General features: G+C 61.8%; 22 protein-coding genes and 1 other RNA gene. 7 read left to right on the forward strand and 16 right to left on the reverse strand.

The features are described from left to right. Window positions 1-5: 5 nt before the first annotated feature. From mraY to rsmI, 9 genes are all read right to left on the reverse strand, one after another. Window positions 6-1,088, reverse strand: coding sequence for a phospho-N-acetylmuramoyl-pentapeptide-transferase (mraY, locus tag LJX93_RS22090; protein WP_033702836.1), 1,083 nt, complete (start codon window positions 1,086-1,088; stop codon window positions 6-8). Beyond that, window positions 1,088-2,455, reverse strand: a complete 1,368-nt coding sequence (locus LJX93_RS22095) for a UDP-N-acetylmuramoyl-tripeptide--D-alanyl-D-alanine ligase (RefSeq protein ID WP_033702837.1) — start codon at window positions 2,453-2,455, stop codon at window positions 1,088-1,090. Before LJX93_RS22095 ends, mraY begins: the two co-directional genes overlap by 1 nt. Beyond that, a complete protein-coding gene (locus tag LJX93_RS22100) occupies window positions 2,448-3,938 on the reverse strand; it encodes a UDP-N-acetylmuramoyl-L-alanyl-D-glutamate--2,6-diaminopimelate ligase (RefSeq protein WP_186659704.1) in 1,491 nt (496 codons plus the stop codon). The genes LJX93_RS22095 and LJX93_RS22100 overlap by 8 nt, the downstream gene beginning before the upstream one ends. Further along, the gene (locus LJX93_RS22105; RefSeq protein WP_162181164.1) at window positions 3,935-5,671 is read right to left on the reverse strand and encodes a peptidoglycan D,D-transpeptidase FtsI family protein; all 1,737 of its coding nucleotides are present in this window, start codon (window positions 5,669-5,671) and stop codon (window positions 3,935-3,937) included. The genes LJX93_RS22100 and LJX93_RS22105 overlap by 4 nt, the downstream gene beginning before the upstream one ends. Next, entirely contained in the window at window positions 5,671-5,964 is a 294-nt protein-coding gene (ftsL, locus tag LJX93_RS22110) for a cell division protein FtsL (protein ID WP_033702839.1), read from the reverse strand. Before ftsL ends, LJX93_RS22105 begins: the two co-directional genes overlap by 1 nt. Continuing rightward, window positions 5,961-6,908, reverse strand: coding sequence for a 16S rRNA (cytosine(1402)-N(4))-methyltransferase RsmH (gene rsmH / locus LJX93_RS22115; protein WP_033702840.1), 948 nt, complete (start codon window positions 6,906-6,908; stop codon window positions 5,961-5,963). Before rsmH ends, ftsL begins: the two co-directional genes overlap by 4 nt. After that, window positions 6,905-7,360, reverse strand: a complete 456-nt coding sequence (mraZ, locus tag LJX93_RS22120) for a division/cell wall cluster transcriptional repressor MraZ (RefSeq protein ID WP_019439042.1) — start codon at window positions 7,358-7,360, stop codon at window positions 6,905-6,907. Before mraZ ends, rsmH begins: the two co-directional genes overlap by 4 nt. A 308-nt stretch (window positions 7,361-7,668) precedes the next feature. Then, window positions 7,669-8,042: RNase P RNA component class A (gene rnpB, locus LJX93_RS22125), an RNA gene on the reverse strand. Window positions 8,043-8,109: 67 nt separating this feature from the next. Next, window positions 8,110-8,904: a 16S rRNA (cytidine(1402)-2'-O)-methyltransferase gene (gene rsmI / locus LJX93_RS22130; protein ID WP_241380731.1), complete on the reverse strand. Its 795-nt coding sequence runs from the start codon at window positions 8,902-8,904 to the stop codon at window positions 8,110-8,112. A gap of 268 nt (window positions 8,905-9,172) precedes the next feature. On the opposite strand from rsmI, the gene LJX93_RS22135 reads away from it, so the two are divergent. The 5 genes from LJX93_RS22135 to LJX93_RS22155 all read left to right on the forward strand — a co-directional run bounded on the left by LJX93_RS22135 (window position 9,173) and on the right by LJX93_RS22155 (window position 12,936). Further along, window positions 9,173-10,990: a penicillin-binding protein activator gene (locus LJX93_RS22135; protein ID WP_227696420.1), complete on the forward strand. Its 1,818-nt coding sequence runs from the start codon at window positions 9,173-9,175 to the stop codon at window positions 10,988-10,990. Next, the gene (locus LJX93_RS22140) at window positions 10,990-11,361 is read left to right on the forward strand and encodes a YraN family protein (protein WP_033702843.1); all 372 of its coding nucleotides are present in this window, start codon (window positions 10,990-10,992) and stop codon (window positions 11,359-11,361) included. Before LJX93_RS22135 ends, LJX93_RS22140 begins: the two co-directional genes overlap by 1 nt. An 86-nt stretch (window positions 11,362-11,447) precedes the next feature. Continuing rightward, entirely contained in the window at window positions 11,448-12,041 is a 594-nt protein-coding gene (locus LJX93_RS22145; protein WP_012274070.1) for a phosphoheptose isomerase, read from the forward strand. After that, window positions 12,038-12,616 (forward strand): BON domain-containing protein, encoded by a 579-nt coding sequence (locus tag LJX93_RS22150; protein WP_033702844.1) that lies wholly within the window; start codon window positions 12,038-12,040, stop codon window positions 12,614-12,616. The genes LJX93_RS22145 and LJX93_RS22150 overlap by 4 nt, the downstream gene beginning before the upstream one ends. 101 nt (window positions 12,617-12,717) lie before the next feature. Further along, complete coding sequence (locus LJX93_RS22155) at window positions 12,718-12,936, forward strand: YgdI/YgdR family lipoprotein (protein ID WP_047582670.1); 219 nt, start codon at window positions 12,718-12,720, stop codon at window positions 12,934-12,936. 51 nt (window positions 12,937-12,987) lie between these two features. On the opposite strand, the gene LJX93_RS22160 is transcribed toward LJX93_RS22155, so the two are convergent. From LJX93_RS22160 to rplM, 7 genes are all read right to left on the reverse strand, one after another. Beyond that, a complete protein-coding gene (locus LJX93_RS22160; protein ID WP_033702846.1) occupies window positions 12,988-13,419 on the reverse strand; it encodes a ClpXP protease specificity-enhancing factor in 432 nt (143 codons plus the stop codon). Window positions 13,420-13,429: 10 nt separating this feature from the next. Then, on the reverse strand, window positions 13,430-14,053 hold the full coding sequence (locus LJX93_RS22165) for a glutathione S-transferase N-terminal domain-containing protein (protein ID WP_047582668.1): 624 nt from the start codon (window positions 14,051-14,053) through the stop codon (window positions 13,430-13,432). A 117-nt stretch (window positions 14,054-14,170) separates the two neighbouring features. After that, entirely contained in the window at window positions 14,171-14,950 is a 780-nt protein-coding gene (locus tag LJX93_RS22170; protein ID WP_033702848.1) for a cytochrome c1, read from the reverse strand. After that, window positions 14,950-16,161, reverse strand: a complete 1,212-nt coding sequence (locus tag LJX93_RS22175) for a cytochrome b (protein ID WP_033702849.1) — start codon at window positions 16,159-16,161, stop codon at window positions 14,950-14,952. Before LJX93_RS22175 ends, LJX93_RS22170 begins: the two co-directional genes overlap by 1 nt. Then, on the reverse strand, window positions 16,161-16,754 hold the full coding sequence (gene petA / locus LJX93_RS22180; protein ID WP_027593998.1) for a ubiquinol-cytochrome c reductase iron-sulfur subunit: 594 nt from the start codon (window positions 16,752-16,754) through the stop codon (window positions 16,161-16,163). The genes LJX93_RS22175 and petA overlap by 1 nt, the downstream gene beginning before the upstream one ends. Window positions 16,755-17,016: 262 nt before the next feature. Beyond that, window positions 17,017-17,409 (reverse strand): 30S ribosomal protein S9, encoded by a 393-nt coding sequence (gene rpsI / locus LJX93_RS22185; protein WP_033702850.1) that lies wholly within the window; start codon window positions 17,407-17,409, stop codon window positions 17,017-17,019. A gap of 14 nt (window positions 17,410-17,423) precedes the next feature. Continuing rightward, window positions 17,424-17,852, reverse strand: coding sequence for a 50S ribosomal protein L13 (gene rplM / locus LJX93_RS22190; RefSeq protein ID WP_008097538.1), 429 nt, complete (start codon window positions 17,850-17,852; stop codon window positions 17,424-17,426). Window positions 17,853-18,109: 257 nt separating this feature from the next. Between rplM and LJX93_RS22195 the strand changes: the two genes are divergently transcribed. Both LJX93_RS22195 and LJX93_RS22200 read left to right on the forward strand, forming a co-directional pair. Continuing rightward, window positions 18,110-19,150 carry an NADP(H)-dependent aldo-keto reductase gene (locus LJX93_RS22195; protein WP_033702851.1) on the forward strand — a complete coding sequence of 347 codons (1,041 nt, stop codon included), beginning with the start codon at window positions 18,110-18,112 and terminating at the stop codon, window positions 19,148-19,150. 235 nt (window positions 19,151-19,385) lie between these two features. Then, a complete protein-coding gene (locus LJX93_RS22200; RefSeq protein ID WP_077068765.1) occupies window positions 19,386-20,306 on the forward strand; it encodes a GlxA family transcriptional regulator in 921 nt (306 codons plus the stop codon). The last annotated feature ends 37 nt before the right edge of the window (window positions 20,307-20,343 follow it).

Raw genomic sequence — 20,343 nt, forward strand, 5'->3', positions numbered from 1 at the left:
CTCATCTACCTCAGTTTCAGGGTTGCAAGGCCGACCAGCACCAGAATCACGGTGATGATCCAGAAACGGACGATCACCCGTGGTTCAGGCCAGCCCTTGAGTTCAAAGTGGTGGTGAATCGGCGCCATGCGGAACACGCGCTTGCCGGTCAACTTGAAGGAGGCGACCTGGATCACCACCGACAGGGTTTCCATGACGAATACGCCACCCATGATGAACAGTACGATTTCCTGGCGGACGATCACCGCGATGGTGCCCAGCGCGGCGCCCAGCGCCAGGGCACCGACGTCGCCCATGAAGACCTGGGCCGGGTAAGTGTTGAACCACAGGAAGCCCAGGCCCGCACCGATCAGCGCGCCGCAGAACACGATCAGCTCGCCCGAACCCGGCACATACGGGATCAGCAGGTATTCGGCGAACTTCACGTTGCCCGACAGGTAGCAGAAGATACCCAGGGCACCGCCCACCATGACCGTTGGCATGATGGCCAGGCCGTCGAGGCCGTCGGTGAGGTTGACCGCGTTGCTCGAACCGACGATCACGAAGTAGGTCAGGACGACGAAGCCGATGCCCAGCGGAATGGTGACATCCTTGATGAACGGCACGATCAGCGTGGTCTCGACGCTGGTCGGGGCGGTCTTGTAAAGGAAGATCGCCGCAGCCAGGCCGAACACCGACTGCCAGAAGTACTTCCAGCGGCTAGGCAAGCCACGGGAGTTCTTCTCGATCACCTTGCGGTAGTCGTCGACCCAACCGATGGCGCCAAACGCCAGGGTGACGATCAGCACGACCCACACGTAGCGGTTGGACAGGTCGGCCCACAGCAGGGTGCTGATCGCGATGGCCGACAGGATCAGCGCGCCGCCCATGGTCGGGGTGCCGGATTTGGACAGGTGCGATTGCGGGCCGTCATTACGGACGGCTTGACCGATCTGGCGAATCTGCAGGGTACGGATCATCCACGGGCCCAGCCACAGCGCCAGCGACAACGCAGTCAGTACACCGAGAATCCCGCGCAGGGACAGGTACTGGAAGACCGCGAAGCCTTTATGGAACTGTTGCAGATACTCAGCCAACAGCAGCAGCATTAATGTTTCTCCCCGCTGGCACCGCACAATGCCGCCACGACGTTTTCCATCGCAGCGCTGCGCGAGCCCTTGATCAAGATAGTGGTGTCACTGGCATTTTCGGCGCGAACCGCGTCGATCAGCTCAGCTTGAGTAGCGAAATGACGGCCATTGGCGCCGAACGCCTTGACCGCGTGTGTCATGTTGGAACCCACAGCGTACAGGGCATCGACCTTGCCACGCGCATAGTCACCCACCTGACGGTGGCCTTCCTCCGCCCATTGACCCAATTCGCCGATATCCCCAAGCACCAGGACGGTGCGTCCGGAAAAGCCGGCGAGTATATCAATGGCCGCGCACATCGAGGTGGGATTTGCGTTGTAACTGTCGTCGATTACCCGCACACCGTTCGGCGCGATCTGCGCCACGGTGCGGCCCTTGACCGGTTGCACGGCATTCAGGCCAGCGGCAATGCCGCTCAGGCTCAGACCGACGGCGTGGGCAGCCGCCGCGGCGGCCAGTGCGTTGCTGACGTTGTGCTCGCCCAGTACGTTGAGTTGCACCGCAACCGAGTCCCCGGCGCCATGCAGCGTGAAGGACGGGCAGCCACGCGCATCGCGATCGATGCCAGTGGCGTAGAAGTCGGCGCGGCCATCGTTGCGGGCGAAACTGATGACCCTGTGCGCACCGGCACGCGCCTTCCAGATGGCAAAAGCCTTGTCGTCCAGATTGAGGATGGCCGTGCCGCCCTCGCCCAGGCCTTCGAGGATCTCGCCCTTGGCCTCGACGATTTTCTCCGGGCCGCCGAACTCGCCGACATGGGCAGTACCGGCGTTATTGATGACCACCACGTGCGGCTGGGTCAGGCCGACGGTGTAGCGGATCTCGCCAATGCGCGAAGCGCCCAGCTCGATCACCGCAGCGCTGTGCTCCGGGGCGATTTCCAGCAGGGTCAGCGGGGCACCGAGGTCATTGTTCAGGTTGCCACGGGTGGCATGCACCAGGCCACGGGTACGCAGGATGCTGGCCAGCATCTCCTTGACCGTGGTCTTGCCGCTGGAACCGGTGATGGCCACGACCGGCTTGTCGAACGCGGCGCGATTCAAGGCACCCAGTTGCCCCAGCGCGACACGGCAGTCCTTGACCACCAGCTGCGGCAGGTCGACATCGGCCACTTCACGCTCGACCAGCGCCGCTACGGCACCTTTTTCCTTTACATCGGCCAGGTAATCGTGGCCATCGAAACGCGGGCCTGTCAGGGCGACGAACAGTTGCCCGGCACTGACGCTGCGGCTGTCGATGCTGACGCCGCCGAAGCTGGCGTCGGCACCCACCACGCGAGCACTCATTGCCGTGGTCAGCTGACTGAGTGTCATGGGCTTAAGCATGTGGAGCCTCCCAGGCTGCAAGTGCCTTCTCGGCTTCGACCAGATCGGAGAAATCGTGGCGCTCGCCACGGATCTCCTGGTAATCCTCATGGCCCTTGCCGGCCAGGACGATGACGTCATCGGCGGCGGCAGTGGCGATCAAGTGGGCAATGGCTTCGCCGCGGCCAGCGACGAACTCGACGTGCTCCGGCTTGGCAAAGCCAGGGCGGATATCGTCGAAGATCCGCAGCGGGTCTTCGCTGCGCGGGTTGTCATCGGTGACCAGCACGCGGTCAGCCAGGCGCTCGGCCACTTCAGCCATCAGCGGGCGCTTGCCACGGTCACGGTCGCCACCGCAGCCGAACAGGCACAGCAACTTGCCGTGTGCGTGCGGGCGCAGGGCCTCGAGTACTTTTTCCAAGGCATCCGGCGTGTGGGCGTAGTCGACCACCACCAGCGGTTTGTCGCCGCCGCCCAGGCGCTGCATGCGGCCAACCGGCCCTTGCAACTGGGGAGTGACCTTGAGGATTTCGTCCAGCGAATAATCCAGTGCCAGCAGCGTTGCCACTGCCGCGAGCATGTTGCTCAGGTTGAAACGGCCAAGCAGTTGGCTGCGCAAGGTGCGCTCACCCTGGGCGCTCACGAGGATTGCGCGCACGCCATCGTCATCGAACGTGGCTTCACGGCAATACAACGAAGCCTCCGGATTCTCCAGGCTATAGCTGAGCAGCCGGGTCTCGATATGATCGGTACTCGGACGACGGGCATAGGCCGCCGCCAGGCGGCGACCAAAGTCGTCATCCAGGTTGACCACCTGGCAACGCAGGCTGCGCCAGGCGAACAGCTTGGCCTTGGCGGCCTCATAGGCCTCCATGCTGCCGTGGTAATCCAGGTGATCGCGGGACAGGTTGGTCATTACCGCGATATCGAACTCCAGCGCAGCGACACGCCCCTGCTCCAAGGCATGCGAGGACACCTCCATCGCCACGGCCTTGGCGCCGCCCTTTTTCAGGTCGTACAGCGTCGACTGCACCGCGATCGGGTCTGGCGTGGTCAGGCGGCCGCTCTGCAGCTCACCATAGAAACCGGTACCCAACGTGCCGATCAGGCCGCAACGCTGGCCCAGCACATCAAGCGCCTGGGCCACCAGTTGCGTGACACTGGTCTTGCCGTTGGTGCCGGTCACCCCGACCAGGTTCAACTGACGGCTTGGCTCGCCATAGAAGCGACCGGCGATATCCGACAGCTGGGCGATCAGCCCCTTGACCGGAATCAGCGGCATCTCGGTGATCGGCAACACGGTCGCGCCCTGCTCTTCATAGGCAACCGCGGCGGCGCCACGGGCCAGTGCGTCGGCGATATGGTCACGGCCATCGACCTTGGCACCCGGCACAGCCAGGAACAGATCACCCGGGCGCACGGCACGGCTATCCAGGGTCAGCTCACGGATCAGCGGGTCGCGGCTGGCGTGGGCGAAAAGCTTGCTCAGTGGCATTGTCATCATCCACGCCCTCCCTTGGCGTCTGCTGCATTGACTTGTGGTTGTGCGGTTGCTGGCGGCGGCAGGTTGTCTGGCGGCACGTTCATCAAACGCAAGGTGCCCGACATGACCTTGCTGAACACAGGCGCCGATACCAGGCCACCGAAGTAGCCGCCCTTGCTCGGTTCGTCGATGACCACGACGATCGCGTAACGCGGGTCGCTCATCGGGCCGAAGCCTGCGAACAGCGAGCGGTAGGCGTTCTCGGTGTAGCCCTTGGAGCCAACGGTCGCCTTACGCGCCGTACCCGACTTGCCACCCACGTGATAGAACGGCACCTGGGCACGGAACACCCCGCGCGGCGCCTCGATCACTTGCTGCAGCATGCCCTGGACGGTTTCGGCAGTTTCTTTCGGAATCGCCTGAACGGCCTCGGGTGCCTTGTCCACCTTGAGGATCGACAGCGGCACCATCTTGCCGTCGTTGGCCAGCGCCGCGTAGGCATGCACCAATTGCAACGCAGTAACCGACACGCCATAGCCGTAGGACAGGGTCGCGGTCTCGGCCTTGCGCCACTCACGGTGGTTAGGCAGATTGCCCACCCGCTCGCCCGGGAAGCCCAGGCCAGTGTATTGCCCCAGGCCGACCTGGGACATGACCCGGTAGATGGCCTCGCCGCCGATATCGAAGGCGATCTTGCTCATGCCGACGTTACTGGAGTTGATCAGGATGCCGGTCAGGTCGAGGATCGGGCCCTCGCTGCGGGAAACGTCCTTGATCGTGTAGCGACCGATCTGCAGGCTGCCCGGGTAGACCTCGACCTTGTCGGTGATCTTCCAGCGCCCGCTCTGCAGCGCCGCACTCATGGAAATCGGCTTCACGGTCGAGCCGGGTTCGAACACGTCAATGATCGCCCGGTTGCGCATCGCGGCAGGGAACATGCTGCGGCGGTTGTTCGGGTTGTAGGTCGGCTGGTTGACCATGGCCAGCACTTCGCCAGTTTTGACGTCCATGATCACCAGGCTGCCGGCCTTGGCTTCCTGTTCGGCGATGGCGTTGCGCAGCTCACGGGTGGCCAGGTATTGCAGGCGCAGGTCTATCGACAACGCCAAGGTCTTACCGGCCTTGGCGTTTTTGGTTACCTGAATGTCCTTGATCAGCCGGCCACGCCGGTCCTTGATCACCTGTCGCTTGCCGGGCACGCCGGCCAGCCATTCGTCATAGGCCAGCTCTACCCCTTCACGCCCGTGGTCATCGAGGTCGGTGAAGCCGACCATGTGCGCGGTGACATCACCGGCGGGATAGAAGCGGCGGAACTCTTCCAGGCCATAGACACCCGGCACTTTCAGGTCGAGCACATGCTGACCCTGCTCCGGGGTCAGGCCGCGGACCAGGTAGATGAATTCTTTGCTGGCCTGCTGGGTCAGGCGCTCGGTCAGTTGCTGGGGGTTCTGCCCAAGGGCGGCTGCCAGTTGCGGCCAGCGTTCTTTGGACGCCTGCATTTCCTTGGGGTTGGCCCACAAGGTGGTAACCGGAGTGCTGACCGCCAGCGGCTCACCGTTGCGGTCAGTGATCAGGCCACGGTGCGCCGGGATGGGAATATGGCGCAGGCTGCGCGCATCGCCCTGCCCCTTGAGGAAGTCACGGTCGACCACCTGCAGGTCGATGATGCGCCAGCAGATGGCACCGACCATCAACGCCAGCAAGCCGATCACCACCCGGAAGCGCCAGGGGTAGAGTGCGCCTTCGAGCTTCATCATGGCGCCACCATCCGCACTTCGTCGGCTGCGGGCACGCGCATTTTCAGCTGCTCGGACGCCAGGCTCTCGATGCGGCTGGACGCCGTCCAGGTGCTCTGCTCAAGGATCAGACGCCCCCACTCGGCCTGCGCCTTGTCGCGCTCGCTCAACTCGCCGTACAGGGTGTTGAGCAACTGACGGTTCCAGTGGGCGCTGTAAGACACGGCGATGGCCGAAACCAGAACACCGACGAACAGCAGAAGCATCAGGAAGCTTCCGCCTGGCAATGGCTTGGCAAACAGCCTGCTCACCGCAGTTTCTCCGCCACCCGCATCACGGCGCTGCGCGACCGCGGGTTGGCCTTGAGCTCGGCCTCGGAAGCGAATTGCGCCTTGCCGATGAGCTTGATCTTGGGTTCGAAGGCCTTGTGCTGTACCGGCAGGTTGCGCGGCAGGTTGTCTGCCTCGCCCTTGACCAGCTTGCGCATGAACAGCTTGACGATGCGGTCTTCGAGCGAGTGGAAGCTAATGACGACCAGGCGGCCGCCAACTTCCAGCGACTCGAGCGCCGCGTCAAGGCCGGTTTCGAGGTCACCCAGTTCGTTGTTGACGTGGATGCGCAGGCCCTGGAAGGCGCGGGTGGCGGGGTTCTTGCCCTTCTCCCAGGCCGGGTTGGCGACCTTGAGCACTTCGGCAAGGTCGGCGGTACGGGTGAACGGCTGCTTTTCGCGACGTTCCACCACGGCACGCGCCATACGCCCGGAAAAACGCTCCTCGCCGTATTCCTTGAACACGCGGGCGATTTCCTCGACCGGCGCGCTGGCGATGAACTCGGCGGCGCTGACCCCGATACCGGGGTTCATGCGCATGTCCAGCGGGCCGTCATTGAGGAAGCTGAAGCCACGCTCTGGGTCATCCAACTGCGGCGATGATACCCCCAGGTCGAGCAGCACACCGCTGACCTTGCCGGCCATGCCGCGCTCAGCCACTTCCGCGCCGAGCTCGGCAAAGCTGCGCTGCACAATGACAAAGCGGCCGTCTTCGGCCGCCAGCGCTTGCCCTGTGGCAATCGCTTGTGGGTCTTTGTCGAAGCCCAGCAGCCGCCCTTGCGGCCCAAGCTTGCTGAGAATCAGACGGCTGTGTCCGCCCCGGCCGAAGGTACCGTCCAGATAGCAACCGTCGGCGCGCAGGGCCAATGCCTCGACAGCTTCGTCGAGCAGGACGGTAATGTGGTTGAAGCCGCTATCTATGGTCACAGGATCAGGTCACGCAATTCGTCGGGCATGGCGCCCGGTTGTTGAATAGCTGCAAGGTCGGCTGCCGAAACCGTGTTCCAGGCATCTTCATCCCACAGCTGGAATTTGTTCAGTTGCCCCACCAGCATCGCCTTCTTGTCGAGCTTGGCGTACTCACGCAGACGGGGCGGAACCAGGAAGCGCCCACTGCCATCGAGCTCCAGGTCAACCGCATTGCCGATCAGCAAACGCTGCAGGCGGCGGTTTTCCTCACGCAATGACGGCAAGGCACGCAACTTGGCTTCTATCTGTTCCCACTCATCGAGGGGGTAAACACACAAGCAGGGGTCTACAGCGTCGATGGTCACGATCAGCTGGCCATTGCAGCGCGAATCGAGCTCGTCGCGGTACCGACTCGGCATGGCGAGACGGCCTTTGGCATCGAGGCTGACGGCGTTGGCTCCGCGGAACACGGCTGCGATTCCCCACAATGGTAGCTTTTTTGTGCCAGAAAACCCACTTCATCCCACTTTCTGCCACTTGCGCACACTATAGGAATCCGCCCGCCGCACCGTCAAGGCACGTTCATAAGGAAAAGCCTTACAGGACCGAGATTTAGCGCGATAAAGGAATGTGGAAGGACTTCAGGGAGGAAAAAAACACGAGAAAAATCAAACCCACGCAAGCGAATGGAGTTCGAAGTTAAAGTGATTTATTAAGAGTAAGATTTTTTCGGTATTACCAGAGTGCGCCTGCTATCGATTCAAGCAGGGAGGGAGAGGTGGAGAGTCGATCTGTAAGCCGGGTTTTGTCGAGGACAGTCATTCCTCTACGACGGCCATCACTGGACGCCTCTAGCAACCTACCCGGTTCCGACGCGGGCCACGCCTAATGGAACCCTATTTGGTCTTGCTCCGAGTGGGGTTTACCTAGCCACGAACTGTTGCCAGCCGTGCGGTGCGCTCTTACCGCACCTTTTCACCCTTACCGGCACCGAAGTGCTTAGGCGGTTATTTTCTGTGGCACTTTCCGTAGGCTCGCGCCTCCCAGGCGTTACCTGGCACTCTGCCCTATGGAGCCCGGACTTTCCTCCCCCTGCTGTTTCGCAACAAAAGCTGCGGAACAAAAACAGGCAGCGACTGTCCGATCGACTCTCCGCCGACAAGATTAACGGTACACGCGGTCAAGAACAAGCGATACCGCAAACTATATCAAATGGCCACTACTCTGCTTTCTGCTTTTCCAGGGCAAGTTGATACAACAGGTTCTTGCGTACACCGGTAATTTCCGCCGCAAGTGCCGCCGCCCGTTTGAGCGGCAACTCTGCCAACAGCAAGTCCAGTACCCGCTGCGCTTCGGTACTGATCGCCTGCTCGCCCTCGGGCGCGCTCCAGCCACCGACCAACACCACGCACTCGCCACGCTGCTGATTGCTGTCGCCCGCGACAAACGCCCGCAGCTCGGCCAACGGCAAGCCCTTGAGGGTCTCGAAGGTTTTGGTCAGCTCGCGCGCCAGCAACGCCGGGCGTTCGCCACCGAACACCGCCTCCATGTCCTCCAGGCACTCGAGGATACGGTGAGGGGCCTCGTAGAAGATCAGCGTGCGTGGCTCTTCCTTGACCTGCTCCAGCCGCGCACGGCGCCCCGCCGTCTTGGCTGGCAAAAAGCCTTCAAAGATGAAACGGTCAGAGGGCAGGCCCGCCGCCGACAGCGCGGCAATCAGCGCGCATGCACCCGGTACCGGCACCACACTCACCCCCGCCGCCCGCGCCTGACGCACCAGGTGGTAGCCAGGGTCGGAAATCAACGGTGTGCCGGCGTCGGAAACCAGCGCGACATTGTCGCCGGCCAACAACCGGGTCAGGAACCGACCGCCCTCGTCGCGCTCGTTGTGCTCATGGCACGCCGCCAGCGGCGTGTCGATACCGAAATGCTGCAGCAGACGGATCGAGTGGCGCGTGTCCTCGGCCGCGATCAGGGCGACATCCGCCAGCACCTTCAGCGCCCTGGCGCTCATGTCGTCGAGGTTGCCGATGGGCGTTGCGACCACATACAGCGTACCCACGGTGGATTTCGAAGCCCCTGCCACATCAGTCACTGCGCACACCTGCCTTTCGGATCAAAGGCGCCATTGTAGCCCGACCACCCGTAACAGGGCGCAAAGAACTTCGCAGGCGTTCATCGGCCAGCGACCTATAGTGAAGGATCAGCATCAGCAAGATCGCGCCCCGGCCAGTGCTTGGGTACAATTGCCGGCCAACTTGATCGAGTAACAGGACCTTTACATGATCGCTTGCCTGCGGCTGCTCTCAGCCCTCTGCCTCGCTACCCTGCTGGCAGCCTGCGCCAGCTCGCCCTCATCCAGCCTGGGCGAGCTGCCACGCACCCCGGACGCCAGCATCGAGCAACTGCTCGAAAAGGCCGCCTCCAGCAAGTCTGCGGAAGATGCCGCCCTGCTGCGCCTGAGCGCCGCAGACCTGGCGTACAAGCAGAAGGACTACCCGCGCGCCGCACGCATTCTCGAGCAGGTCCCGATGGACACGCTCAAGCCCGCACAGCAAGTGTTCGCCAGCACCCTGGGCGCCGAGCTGGCCATGAGCCGCAACCAGCCCAAGGCGGCCCTCACCGCTCTGTCGCACCCTAGCCTGCAGCGTGTCGCCGAGCTGCCGGCAGAACAGCAGGTACGCACCTACAGCGTCCACGCCGCCGCCCTCGAAGCCGACGACCAGGCCCTGGCCGCAGCCCAGCAGCGCGTGTTGCTTGCCCCGCTGCTCAGCGGCCAGGCCGCCAGCGCCAACAACGACTCGATCTGGGCGCTGGTCGCCGCGCTGCCGTCAGAACAGCTGCAGCAGCCAGTCAACGACCCGGTACTCGCCGGCTGGACCAGCCTGGCCCTGGCCGTGAAAACCGCCGGCACCCTGGAGCAACAGCAAGCCGCCATCGACACCTGGCGCCAGCAGCACCCGGACCACCCTGCCGCCCAGCAACTGCCGGTGGCGCTGGCCAAGCTCAAGGAGCTGGCCAGCCAGCCATTGACCAAGATTGCCCTGCTGCTGCCCCAGGAAGGCCCATTGGCAGGCGTCGCACGCGCACTGCGTGATGGCTTCATGGCCGCCCACTTCCAGGCTCAGCAGTCTGGCCAGCCGGCCCCCGCCGTGCAGGTATACGACAGCTCCCGCATCACCTCGGTTGACGACTTCTACCGCCAGGCCCAGGCCGATGGCGTGCAACTGGTAGTCGGCCCACTGGAAAAACCCCTGGTGAAAAAGCTCGCTGCCAATGCGCAACTGCCAATCACCACGCTTGCCCTGAACTACGCAGACGCCGGCCAGACAGCCCCGCCGCAGCTCTTCCAGTTCGGCCTCGCTGCCGAGGATGAAGCGCGCGAAGTCGCACGTCGCGCCCGCGCCGACGGCATGGTCCGCGCCGTCGCGCTGGTACCCAGCGGCGAGTGGGGTGACCGTGTGCTCGCCGCCTTCCGCAAAGACTGGGAAAGCAACGGCGGCACCCTGCTCGCCGCCGAACGCATCGCGCAGCCCGTCGCCCTGGCCCAGCAGATTGCCGACCTGTTCCAGCTGCGCCAGAGCGAAGGCCGCGCCAAGAGCCTGCAGAGCACCGTGGGCGGCAACATCGCCGCGCAGCCATCGCGCCGTCAGGACATCGACTTCATCTTCCTCGCCTCGACGCCGCAACAGGCCCAGCAGATCAAGCCGACCCTGAACTTCCAGTACGCCGGCGACGTACCGGTCTATGCAACCTCGAACCTGTACAGCGCCAGCGGTGACGTCAACCAGTACAACGACATGAACGGCATCCGCTTCTGCGAAACACCGTGGCTGCTCGACACCAGCAACAGCCTGCGCCAGCAGGTGGTGCAGCAATGGCCGCAAGCCGCCGGCAGCCTCGGCCGCCTGTACGCCATGGGCGTGGATGCCTACAGCCTGGCACCGCGCCTGGGCCAACTGAAAGCCCTGCCGGACAACCGCGTACAAGGGCTTTCGGGCAGCCTCAGCATGAACGCCAACCAGCGTATCGAGCGCCAGCTGCCTTGGGCCGAGTTCTCTGGCGGCCAGGTCAAGCGCCTGCCAGACACCGCCCGTTGATGCCAGACGCATCGCCCTCCCAGGCCGGTCAGGCAGCCGAAAACCAAGCCCTTGAGTTCCTTCAAGGGCAAGGCCTCAGGCTGCTGACGCGCAATTGGCGATGCAAAGGCGGTGAGCTTGATCTGGTCATGCTCGACGCCGATACAGTAGTATTCGTCGAAGTCCGCTACCGGTTGCACGCGAGCTTCGGTGGCGCCCTCGGCAGTATCGACGGGCGCAAGCAGAAACGGCTGGTGCTGGCTGCCAGCCTTTTCCTGCAAAAGGAGCCGCGCTGGGCCGCACAACCCTGCCGCTTCGACGTTGTCGCCCTGCAGGGCAGCCACCATGCAGGCAGACCGCTTCAATGGCTGAAAAACGCCTTCGAATGCTGAACCCACTTCGTATTTTTTGCTCTATGTTTCGCGGGCTGGTCTTTGTTGCGCGCCGCGCCGGCCACCGCCCCACTTAAGGTCACCAGATGGACATGCAATCCCGAATTCGCCGGCTGTTCCAGGCCAGCATCGATACCAAGCAACAGGCAATGGACATCCTGGCACCGCACATCGAGCAGGCCAGCCTGGTCATGGTCAATGCGCTTCTCAACGAGGGCAAGATGCTCGCTTGCGGCAACGGCGGCTCGGCCGGCGATGCCCAGCACTTCTCGTCGGAGCTGCTCAACCGCTTCGAGCGCGAGCGCCCGAGCCTGCCGGCCATAGCACTGACCACCGACAGCTCGACGCTGACCTCGATCGCCAATGACTACAGCTACAACGAAGTCTTTTCCAAGCAGATCCGCGCCCTGGGCCAGCCCGGCGATGTACTGCTGGCGATTTCCACCAGCGGCAACTCGGCCAACGTGATTCAAGCGATCCAGGCCGCACATGATCGCGAAATGATTGTCGTAGCATTGACCGGGCGTGACGGCGGCGGCATGGCTTCGCTGCTGCTGCCCGAGGACGTGGAAATCCGCGTGCCTTCGACGGTCACCGCACGTATCCAGGAAGTCCACCTGCTGGCGATCCACTGCCTGTGCGATCTGATCGACAGCCAATTGTTCGGGAGTGAAGAATGACCCCTATGCGCCTCGGCCTGATGGCCCTGACCCTGTGCCTGAGCGTCACCGGCTGCAGCTCGGTGCTGACCTCGACCCGTAACTCGCCCATCGAGGACGATCGCGGCACGCGCACCATCGGCAGCAAGATCGATGACTCGCTGATCGAAACCAAGGCTGCGGTCAATATTTCCAAAGCCAGCCCAGACCTCGACAAGGGCTCGCACATCGTTGTCAGCAGCTACAACGGCATCGTCCTGCTTGCCGGCCAGACCCCTCGCGCCGAGCTCAAGAGCCTGGCCGAGCAAACGGCTGGCCAGGTGCAGCGCGTGAAGAAGGTGCACAACGAACTGCAGGTGATGCAGCCCTCCTCCATCCTGGCGCGCAACAACGACGCCTGGCTCACCACCAAGATCAAGACGCAGATGCTGACTGACAACGCCGTGCCAAGCTCGCGCATCAAGGTGATTACCGAGAACGGTATCGTCTACCTGCTCGGCCTGGTGACCCAACAGGAGGCCAATGCTGCCACCGGCGTGGTACAGAGCGTGTCGGGCGTGCAGAAGATCGTCAAACTGTTCGAGTACATCGACTGATTGACGGGCTGCCTGAACCGGCCTCTTCGCGGTTGACCCGCGAAGGGCCGGCACAGGCAGCAACGTTGCTCCAATCCTTCCAGATACCCAGGAAACACCGCATGAAAAAGCTTTTGCTGCCCGCCCTGCTGTTTGGCACCTTCGCCACCCTGGCTGGCTGCTCCACCCCAAGCCTGATCACCCTCAACGACGGCCGTGAAATGCAGGCTGTCGACGCTCCGAAGTTCGAAAAGGACTCCGGTTTCTACGAATTCCAGCAACTCGACGGCAAGCGCACCCGCATCAACAAAGACCAGGTACGCACCATCAGCGACCTGTAATCGCAGGCGCGCTGCAAATAAAAAGGCGATCCGGTTGGATCGCCTTTTTTGTTACTTGACCACTTTCAGGCTTGGCCGCCCCGTCGGGCGCGGCGGCTGGCCACCGCCTTCTGGCGGGCCATCATCATCCGGCTCGACATCGTCGTCTTCAAGCTCCTCGCCTTCCATCAGCGACGGCTCCAGCTCGAAGACCATGCCCTGGCCGTTCTCACGGGCGTAGATACCGAGGATCGCGCCAATCGGCACGTACAGCGTGTGGGCAACACCACCGAAGCGGCCCTCGAAGCTCACTGCCTCGTTATCCATGTGCAGGCTGCGCACGGCACTGGGCGAGATATTCAGGACAATCTGACCATCACTGGCAAAACCTTGAGGCACCTGGACTGCCGGATACTCGGCATTGACCAGCATATGGGGCGTGCAATCGTTGTCGACGATCCACTCATACAGTGCTCGAACCAGATAGGGGCGACTGGAGTTCATCAACAGCTCCTTAAAGCTTGCGCATTTCACGTTCAACGGAGGACAGGCTCGCCAGGAAAGGCTCGCGGGCGAACTGTCGCTCCATGTAATCCAGCAGCGGCTTGGCTTGCCGCGGCAATTCGATACCCATTACCGGCAAACGCCAGAGTATGGGCAATAGACAACAGTCGACCAGGCTTTGCTCATCACTCATGAAGCAGGCGAACTCACCGAACAGCGGCGACACCCCCGTCAGACTCTCACGCAACGCCTTGCGCGCTTCGGCGCGGGCAGCATCGCTGTTGCGCACGTCGAGCACCGTATCGGCCAGGGCACACCAGTCACGCTGGATGCGATGCATGAGCAGGCGGCTGTTGCCACGCGCCACAGGGTACACCGGCATCAAGGGCGGATGCGGATAACGCTCTTCGAGGTACTCCATCACCACGGTCGACTCATACAACGCCAGGTCGCGGTCGACCAGGGTCGGCACGCTCGCATAGGGGTTAACCTCGACCAGCTTGGGCGGCAGGCGGCCAGGGTCGACGTCGATGATCTGCACACTGATGCCTTTCTCGGCAAGCACGAGGCGTACCCGATGAGAATAGTGATCAGTGGGGTCGGAATAGCAGGCTAACCTGTTGGTTGCGCCCATGTAGCGCCTCCTCGTACGGGATGCTCGTAACACTCAAAATGAAAACGCGCCCGGGGCACCCTGGCAAACCTGCCAGAGCCCCCCGGGCGCGTTCAACTACCAGAAATTACTGCGTGATCAGTGCACGTCCTTCCAGTATTCACGCTTGAGCAAATAGGCGAATACGAAGAAGAAAGCCAGGTACAGCAACACGTAGGTACCGATGCGCTGGCTTTCCAGTTTGACCGGGTTGGCCGAATAGGCCAGGAAGGTCACCAGGTTCTTGACCTTCTCGTCGAACTGCTCGGTCGTCAGGGTACCGGAATTCGGCGTGATGGTCAGCTGGTCACACGCTTCATGGGTCAGCGGGCTGCCCGTCAGCGGGTCAAACTGCTTCTTGCCATCGACTACGCTCTGTACCTGCTTGCAGCCAACCACCTGGTTGCCCTGTAGACCAACCAGCACGTTGGGCATGCCAACGTTAGGGAACACCTTGTTGTTCACCCCATAAGGGCGCGACGGGTCCTCATAGAAGCTGCGCAGGTAAGTGTACAGCCAGTCTGTGCCACGCACCCGGGCAACCAGGGTCAGGTCGGGCGGCGCAGCGCCGAACCAGGTCTTGGCGTCGTTGGGGCGCATGCCGATCTGCATGTGGTCGCCGATCTTGGCACCGGTGAAGACCAGATTCTCGAGCATCAGCTCGTGCGGGATACCCAGGTCGTCGGCCACCCGCTCGTAGCGCTGGAACTTGGCACTGTGGCAACCCATGCAATAGTTGGCAAAGGTTCGCGCGCCATCCTGCATGGCTGCCTTGTCGGTCAGGTCGATGTCGACCTTGTCCAGCTCCAGGCCATGTTCTGCGGCGAAGGAAAAGGCAGGCATCACGGCCAGCAAAAATACTGCAATCAACTTTTTCATCAGCCAGTCACCCTTTCCGGAACCGGTTTGGTCTTCTCGAGCCTTGTGTAGAACGGCATCAGCAGGAAGTAGGCGAAGTACAACACCGTGCACACCTGCGACAGCAAGGTGCGGCCAGGCGTCGGCGCCAGCACGCCCAGCACACCGAGGATGACGAAGGACACGCAGAACACCAGCAGGAAGAGCTTGCTGATCCAGCCCTTGTAGCGCATGGAGCGCACCGGGCTGCGGTCGAGCCAAGGCAGCACGAACAACACGGCGATCGCGGCCCCCATGGCGATTACGCCCATCAGTTTGTCAGGCACCGCACGCAAGATCGCGTAGAACGGCGTGAAGTACCACACCGGTGCGATGTGCTCCGGCGTCTTGAACGCGTTCGCCTGCTCGAAGTTCGGTTTTTCCAGGAAGTAACCGCCCATTTCCGGGAAGAAGAACACCACGGCACAGAACACGAAGAGGAACACCACCACGCCGACAATGTCCTTGACGGTGTAGTACGGGTGGAACGGGATACCGTCCAGCGGAATACCGTTTTCGTCCTTTTTCTTCTTGATGTCGACGCCATCGGGGTTGTTCGAACCCACTTCGTGCAAGGCCAGGATGTGCAGCACCACCAGGCCAAGGATGACGATCGGCAGGGCAACCACATGCAGGGCGAAGAAGCGGTTCAGGGTGATGCCGGAGATCAGGTAGTCACCGCGAATCCACTGGGTGAGGTCATCGCCGATCACCGGGATGGCGCCGAACAGCGAGATGATCACCTGGGCACCCCAGTACGACATCTGCCCCCACGGCAGCAGATAACCCATGAAGGCCTCTGCCATCAGCGCCAGGTAGATCAGCATGCCGAACAGCCAGACCAGCTCACGCGGCTTCTGATAGGAGCCATAGAGCAGGCCGCGGAACATGTGCAGGTAGACCACGATGAAGAACGCCGAAGCACCGGTGGAGTGCAGGTAGCGCAGGATCCAGCCATATTCGACGTCACGCATGATGTACTCGACCGAGGCGAAGGCCTCTTCCGCCGAGGGCGTGAAGCTCATGGTCAGCCACACACCGGTCACGATCTGATTGACCAGCACCAGCAACGCCAGGGAGCCGAAGAAATACAGGAAGTTGAAGTTCTTGGGCGCGTAATACTTGCTCAGGTGGTCTTCCCACATCTTGGTGGCGGGGAAGCGCGCATCAATCCAGTCCATGAACTTGCTCATCATGCGTTCTCCTGATCGACGCCGATGACAATGATGTCGTCCGACTCATAAGAGTGCGGGGGCACTGGCAGGTTGAGAGGCGCCGGCTGCGACTTGTAGACACGGCCAGCCAGGTCGTAGTGTGAACCGTGGCAAGGGCAGAAATAGCCACCCACCCATTTCGGACCGAGGTCGGCGGGCGCCACTTCCGGGCGGAACGTCGGCGAGCAACCCAGGTGGGTACACAGGCCGACGAGAATGAGTATTTCCGGTTTGATCGAGCGAACCTGCGGGTCAACGTAGGTCGGCTGCACCGAGGCCTTCGACTCGGGGTCGGACAGGTCTGCGGTGATTTTCTTGAGGTTCCCGAGAATTTCTTCCGTTCGCCGTACGATGAACACAGGCTGGCCACGCCACTCGGCCACCATCTGCTGCCCGGCCTCGACCTTGGCAATATTGACCTTCACCGGTGCACCTGCGGCTTTCGCCTTGGCACTGGGAAACCATGACCCCACGAACGGTACCGCAGCCCCCACTGCCCCCGCCGCCCCGACCACAGAGGTCGCGGCTACGAGGAAGCGGCGCCGGCCTGCGTTGACGCCGTCATTACTCATTCAGTCCTCTCCCATCAGCTTGCTTGGCCTGTTGAATCAGGCCTGTACTTAGGTAATGTCTGTGGCACTAAAAATTGGCCGCCATGGTAAGAAACAAATCCACACACTGACAAGGTGATTACCCACTTACGGGCTACAACCCTCGCTTTGCTTGATCTGCGTCTATGCGGTAAGCCGTCACGGACATGCTGACAGGTTAGTTCAAGACATAAAAAAAGCCCGGTTCCAAAGGAACCGGGCTTTTTCGACTGCCGAAGCGGTATTAACGCTTGGAGTACTGAGGACGCTTACGCGCTTTACGCAGACCCACTTTCTTACGCTCAACTTCACGAGCGTCGCGGGTGACGTAGCCAGCACGACGCAGAGCGGCACGCAGGGTTTCGTCGTATTGCATCAGAGCGCGGGTGATACCGTGACGGATCGCACCGGCTTGACCGCTGACACCACCACCAGCAACGGTGACGTAGATGTCGAACTTCTCAACAGTCTCGGTCAGTTCCAGCGGCTGGCGAACAACCATGCGAGCGGTTTCGCGGCCGAAGAACACGTCCAGAGAACGGTTGTTGATGGAGATGTTACCAGTACCCGGACGCAGGAAAACGCGAGCGGTTGCGGTCTTGCGACGGCCAGTGCCGTAATTTTGAGTCGCCGACATAATGAACTATCCCGTTAGATCTTCAGTTCTTGAGGCTGCTGAGCAGTGTGTGGGTGAGCAGCACCCGCGTACACTTTCAGCTTACGGTACATGTCGCGACCCAGCGGGTTCTTCGGCAGCATGCCTTTGACCGCGGTTTCGATAACACGCTCAGGGGCCTTGGCGATCAACTTCTCGAAGTTGATTTCCTTGATACCGCCTGGGAAGCCGGAGTGGGAGTAGTACATTTTGTCGGAAGACTTGGCGCCAGTCACACGGATTTGCTCGGCGTTGATGACGACGATGTAGTCGCCGGTGTCAACGTGAGGGGTGTATTCTGGTTTGTGTTTGCCACGCAGACGGCTAGCGATTTCGGTAGCCAGACGACCCAGGGTCTGGCCAGCGGCGTCGACTACGAACCACTCGCGCTTTACTGTTTCCGGTTTAGCAGTAAAAGTTTTCATTCTCTAAAGCCTCAGAGGCCGCCCAGCGAAAAATAGACGGCGAATCTTACTGGATAGTGCACAGCTTGCCAAGGGCAAGCGCGCAGCCGAACACAGACGCTTTTGGGGGCTCGGGTCGGGCACGCCCATGTTCGACGGGGTTCTTCCTGCGTGGTGGTGCATCACTCCCTCCACACGGAGAGGGTCCGAATTATCCAGATTGCGCGAAAAATTTCAACCTGCTTTTATGGGCTTCTTTGCCAAGGAGAGACTTCCCGATGGAATACCGCCAGCTCGGTCGTACCGATCTCAACGTCAGCGCCCTGTGCCTGGGCACCATGACCTGGGGTGAGCAGAACGTTCAGGACCAGGCCTTTGAGCAGATCGCCATGGCCAAGGCCGCCGGGGTCAACTTCATCGACACCGCCGAGATGTACCCGGTGCCGCCCCGCCCCGAGACCTACGCCGCCACCGAGCGCATCATCGGCAACTGGTTCCGCCAGCATGGCGATCGCGACGACTGGATCCTGGCCAGTAAGGTCGCCGGGCCCGGCAACGGCATCAGCCACATCCGCGATGGCCAACTCAAGCACAACCGCCAGCACATCGTTGCGGCACTGGACGAGAGTCTCAAGCGCCTGCAGACCGACCGCATCGACCTGTACCAGTTGCACTGGCCCGAGCGCAGCACCAACTTCTTCGGCAAGCTGGGCTACCAGCACCTGAGCACAGACCTGTTCACCCCACTGGAAGAAACCCTCGAAGTGCTCGACGAGCAGGTGCGCGCGGGCAAGATCCGCCACATCGGGCTGTCCAACGAAACGCCGTGGGGCACCATGAAGTTTCTGCACCTGGCAGAAACCCGCGGCTGGCCGCGCGCGGTGTCGATCCAGAACCCGTACAACCTGCTCAACCGCAGCTTCGAGGTCGGCCTTGCGGAAATCGCGATCCGCGAGCAGTGCGGGCTGCTGGCCTACTCGCCGCTGGCATTCGGCATGCTCTCGGGCAAGTACGAGAACGGGGCCAGGCCAGAGAACGGCCGCCTGACCCTGTTCAGCCGCTTCGCCCGCTACTCCAACCCACAGACCGTGGCGGCCTGCAGCCGCTATGTGCAACTGGCCCAGGCGCATGGCCTGGACCCGGCGCAGATGGCCTTGGCCTTCGTCACACGGCAACCCTTCGTGACCAGCAATATCATCGGCGCGACCGACCTGGTGCAGTTGCAGAGCAACCTCAAGAGCCTGGAACTGAACCTGGGCGATGAACTGCTGGCGGCGATCGAAGCGATTCATCAGGACCAGCCCAACCCGGCGCCTTGATCAAAGCGACAAGCAGCGAGCTTCAAGCTGCAAGACAGAGCGGGTGTGTACTGGCCTGTTTTTCTTGGAGCTTGTCGCTTGAAGCTTGCAGCTGGACAAAAAACATAAGACGATTCAGCCGGTGATTGACCACTCTACCCTATAAGAACAATGACAAATGATGTTTACCCAACCCACCGCTTCACTGCGGCGCGTCAGCATCCTGGCCATTGACAAGGTGTTCGCTTCGACCTTGATGCAAGCCAAGGATTTCTTCCACCTCGCCAGCCTGCGTTACAGCAAGCAGCTGGGCCTGGGCTTGCAGCCCATGTTCGAAATTGGCCTGGTGAGCCCGGACGGCCAGCCCGTGGACAGCTTCAGCAATGTCCAACTGCCGGTCGACGGCGGCCTGAACGATGCCGATATCATCATCCTCCCGGCGTTCTGGGACGATTTCGACAACCTCATGCAGCGTTATCCACAGGTATTGCCGTGGTTGCGCGAACAACATGCCCGCGGCGCCGTGCTATGCGCCGAAGCCAGCGGTGTATTCTGGTTGGCCGAATCCGGCCTGCTCGATGGCAAGGAAGCGACAACCTACTGGCGCTTTTTCGCCAACTTCGCCGAGCGCTTTCCGAACATACGGCTGAACCAGGACAAGCACCTGACGGATGCCGACAACATCTACTGCGCCGGCGGTGCCACCTCGGCCTGCGACCTGTACATCTATCTGATCGAGCGCTTCTGCGGGGCCAACGTGGCCCGTGCCGTGGCCCGCGATATCCTCTACGAAGTGCAGCGCAACTACACCCCGGGGCGCATGGGCTTTGGTGGGCAGAAGCTGCACCAGGACCTGATCATCCTGCAGATCCAGCATTGGCTGGAAGAGCACTTCGCCGACAAGTTCCGCTTCGAAGACGTTGCCCGCAACCATGGCATGAGCATTCGCAACTTCATGCGCCGCTTCCAGGGTGCGACGGGCGACAAGCCGCTGCATTACCTGCAACGGTTACGCATCGAGACGGCCAAGGGGTTGTTGTCGAGCACGCGCAAGAGCATCAAGACCATCAGCTACGAGGTCGGCTACGACGATGCTAGCTTCTTTGCCCGCTTGTTCCGCCAGCATACCGAACTGTCGCCGAACCAGTACCGGCAGCAGTTCATGCAGGAAGCCTGAAAGGCTTCCTGAGCGGCAAGCTACAAGCTGCAAGCGG

The organism is Pseudomonas sp. HN2-3 (assembly GCF_020691745.1).
GTDB lineage: Bacteria > Pseudomonadota > Gammaproteobacteria > Pseudomonadales > Pseudomonadaceae > Aquipseudomonas > Aquipseudomonas capeferrum.

Bases quoted from the DNA above. Each gene is read 5' to 3' on its own strand.
- mraY (WP_033702836.1), bottom strand. From the start codon at position 1,088: ATGCTGCTGCTGTTGGCTGAGTATCTGCAACAGTTCCATAAAGGCTTC.
- LJX93_RS22095 (WP_033702837.1), bottom strand. From the start codon at position 2,455: ATGCTTAAGCCCATGACACTCAGTCAGCTGACCACGGCAATGAGTGCT.
- LJX93_RS22100 (WP_186659704.1), bottom strand. From the start codon at position 3,938: ATGATGACAATGCCACTGAGCAAGCTTTTCGCCCACGCCAGCCGCGAC.
- LJX93_RS22105 (WP_162181164.1), bottom strand. From the start codon at position 5,671: ATGAAGCTCGAAGGCGCACTCTACCCCTGGCGCTTCCGGGTGGTGATC.
- rsmI (WP_241380731.1), bottom strand. From the start codon at position 8,904: ATGAGCGCCAGGGCGCTGAAGGTGCTGGCGGATGTCGCCCTGATCGCG.
- LJX93_RS22135 (WP_227696420.1), top strand. From the start codon at position 9,173: ATGATCGCTTGCCTGCGGCTGCTCTCAGCCCTCTGCCTCGCTACCCTG.
- LJX93_RS22140 (WP_033702843.1), top strand. From the start codon at position 10,990: ATGCCAGACGCATCGCCCTCCCAGGCCGGTCAGGCAGCCGAAAACCAA.
- LJX93_RS22145 (WP_012274070.1), top strand. From the start codon at position 11,448: ATGGACATGCAATCCCGAATTCGCCGGCTGTTCCAGGCCAGCATCGAT.
- LJX93_RS22150 (WP_033702844.1), top strand. From the start codon at position 12,038: ATGACCCCTATGCGCCTCGGCCTGATGGCCCTGACCCTGTGCCTGAGC.
- LJX93_RS22155 (WP_047582670.1), top strand. From the start codon at position 12,718: ATGAAAAAGCTTTTGCTGCCCGCCCTGCTGTTTGGCACCTTCGCCACC.
- LJX93_RS22160 (WP_033702846.1), bottom strand. From the start codon at position 13,419: ATGAACTCCAGTCGCCCCTATCTGGTTCGAGCACTGTATGAGTGGATC.
- LJX93_RS22165 (WP_047582668.1), bottom strand. From the start codon at position 14,053: ATGGGCGCAACCAACAGGTTAGCCTGCTATTCCGACCCCACTGATCAC.
- LJX93_RS22170 (WP_033702848.1), bottom strand. From the start codon at position 14,950: ATGAAAAAGTTGATTGCAGTATTTTTGCTGGCCGTGATGCCTGCCTTT.
- LJX93_RS22175 (WP_033702849.1), bottom strand. From the start codon at position 16,161: ATGAGCAAGTTCATGGACTGGATTGATGCGCGCTTCCCCGCCACCAAG.
- petA (WP_027593998.1), bottom strand. From the start codon at position 16,754: ATGAGTAATGACGGCGTCAACGCAGGCCGGCGCCGCTTCCTCGTAGCC.
- rpsI (WP_033702850.1), bottom strand. From the start codon at position 17,409: ATGTCGGCGACTCAAAATTACGGCACTGGCCGTCGCAAGACCGCAACC.
- rplM (WP_008097538.1), bottom strand. From the start codon at position 17,852: ATGAAAACTTTTACTGCTAAACCGGAAACAGTAAAGCGCGAGTGGTTC.
- LJX93_RS22195 (WP_033702851.1), top strand. From the start codon at position 18,110: ATGGAATACCGCCAGCTCGGTCGTACCGATCTCAACGTCAGCGCCCTG.
- LJX93_RS22200 (WP_077068765.1), top strand. From the start codon at position 19,386: ATGCAAGCCAAGGATTTCTTCCACCTCGCCAGCCTGCGTTACAGCAAG.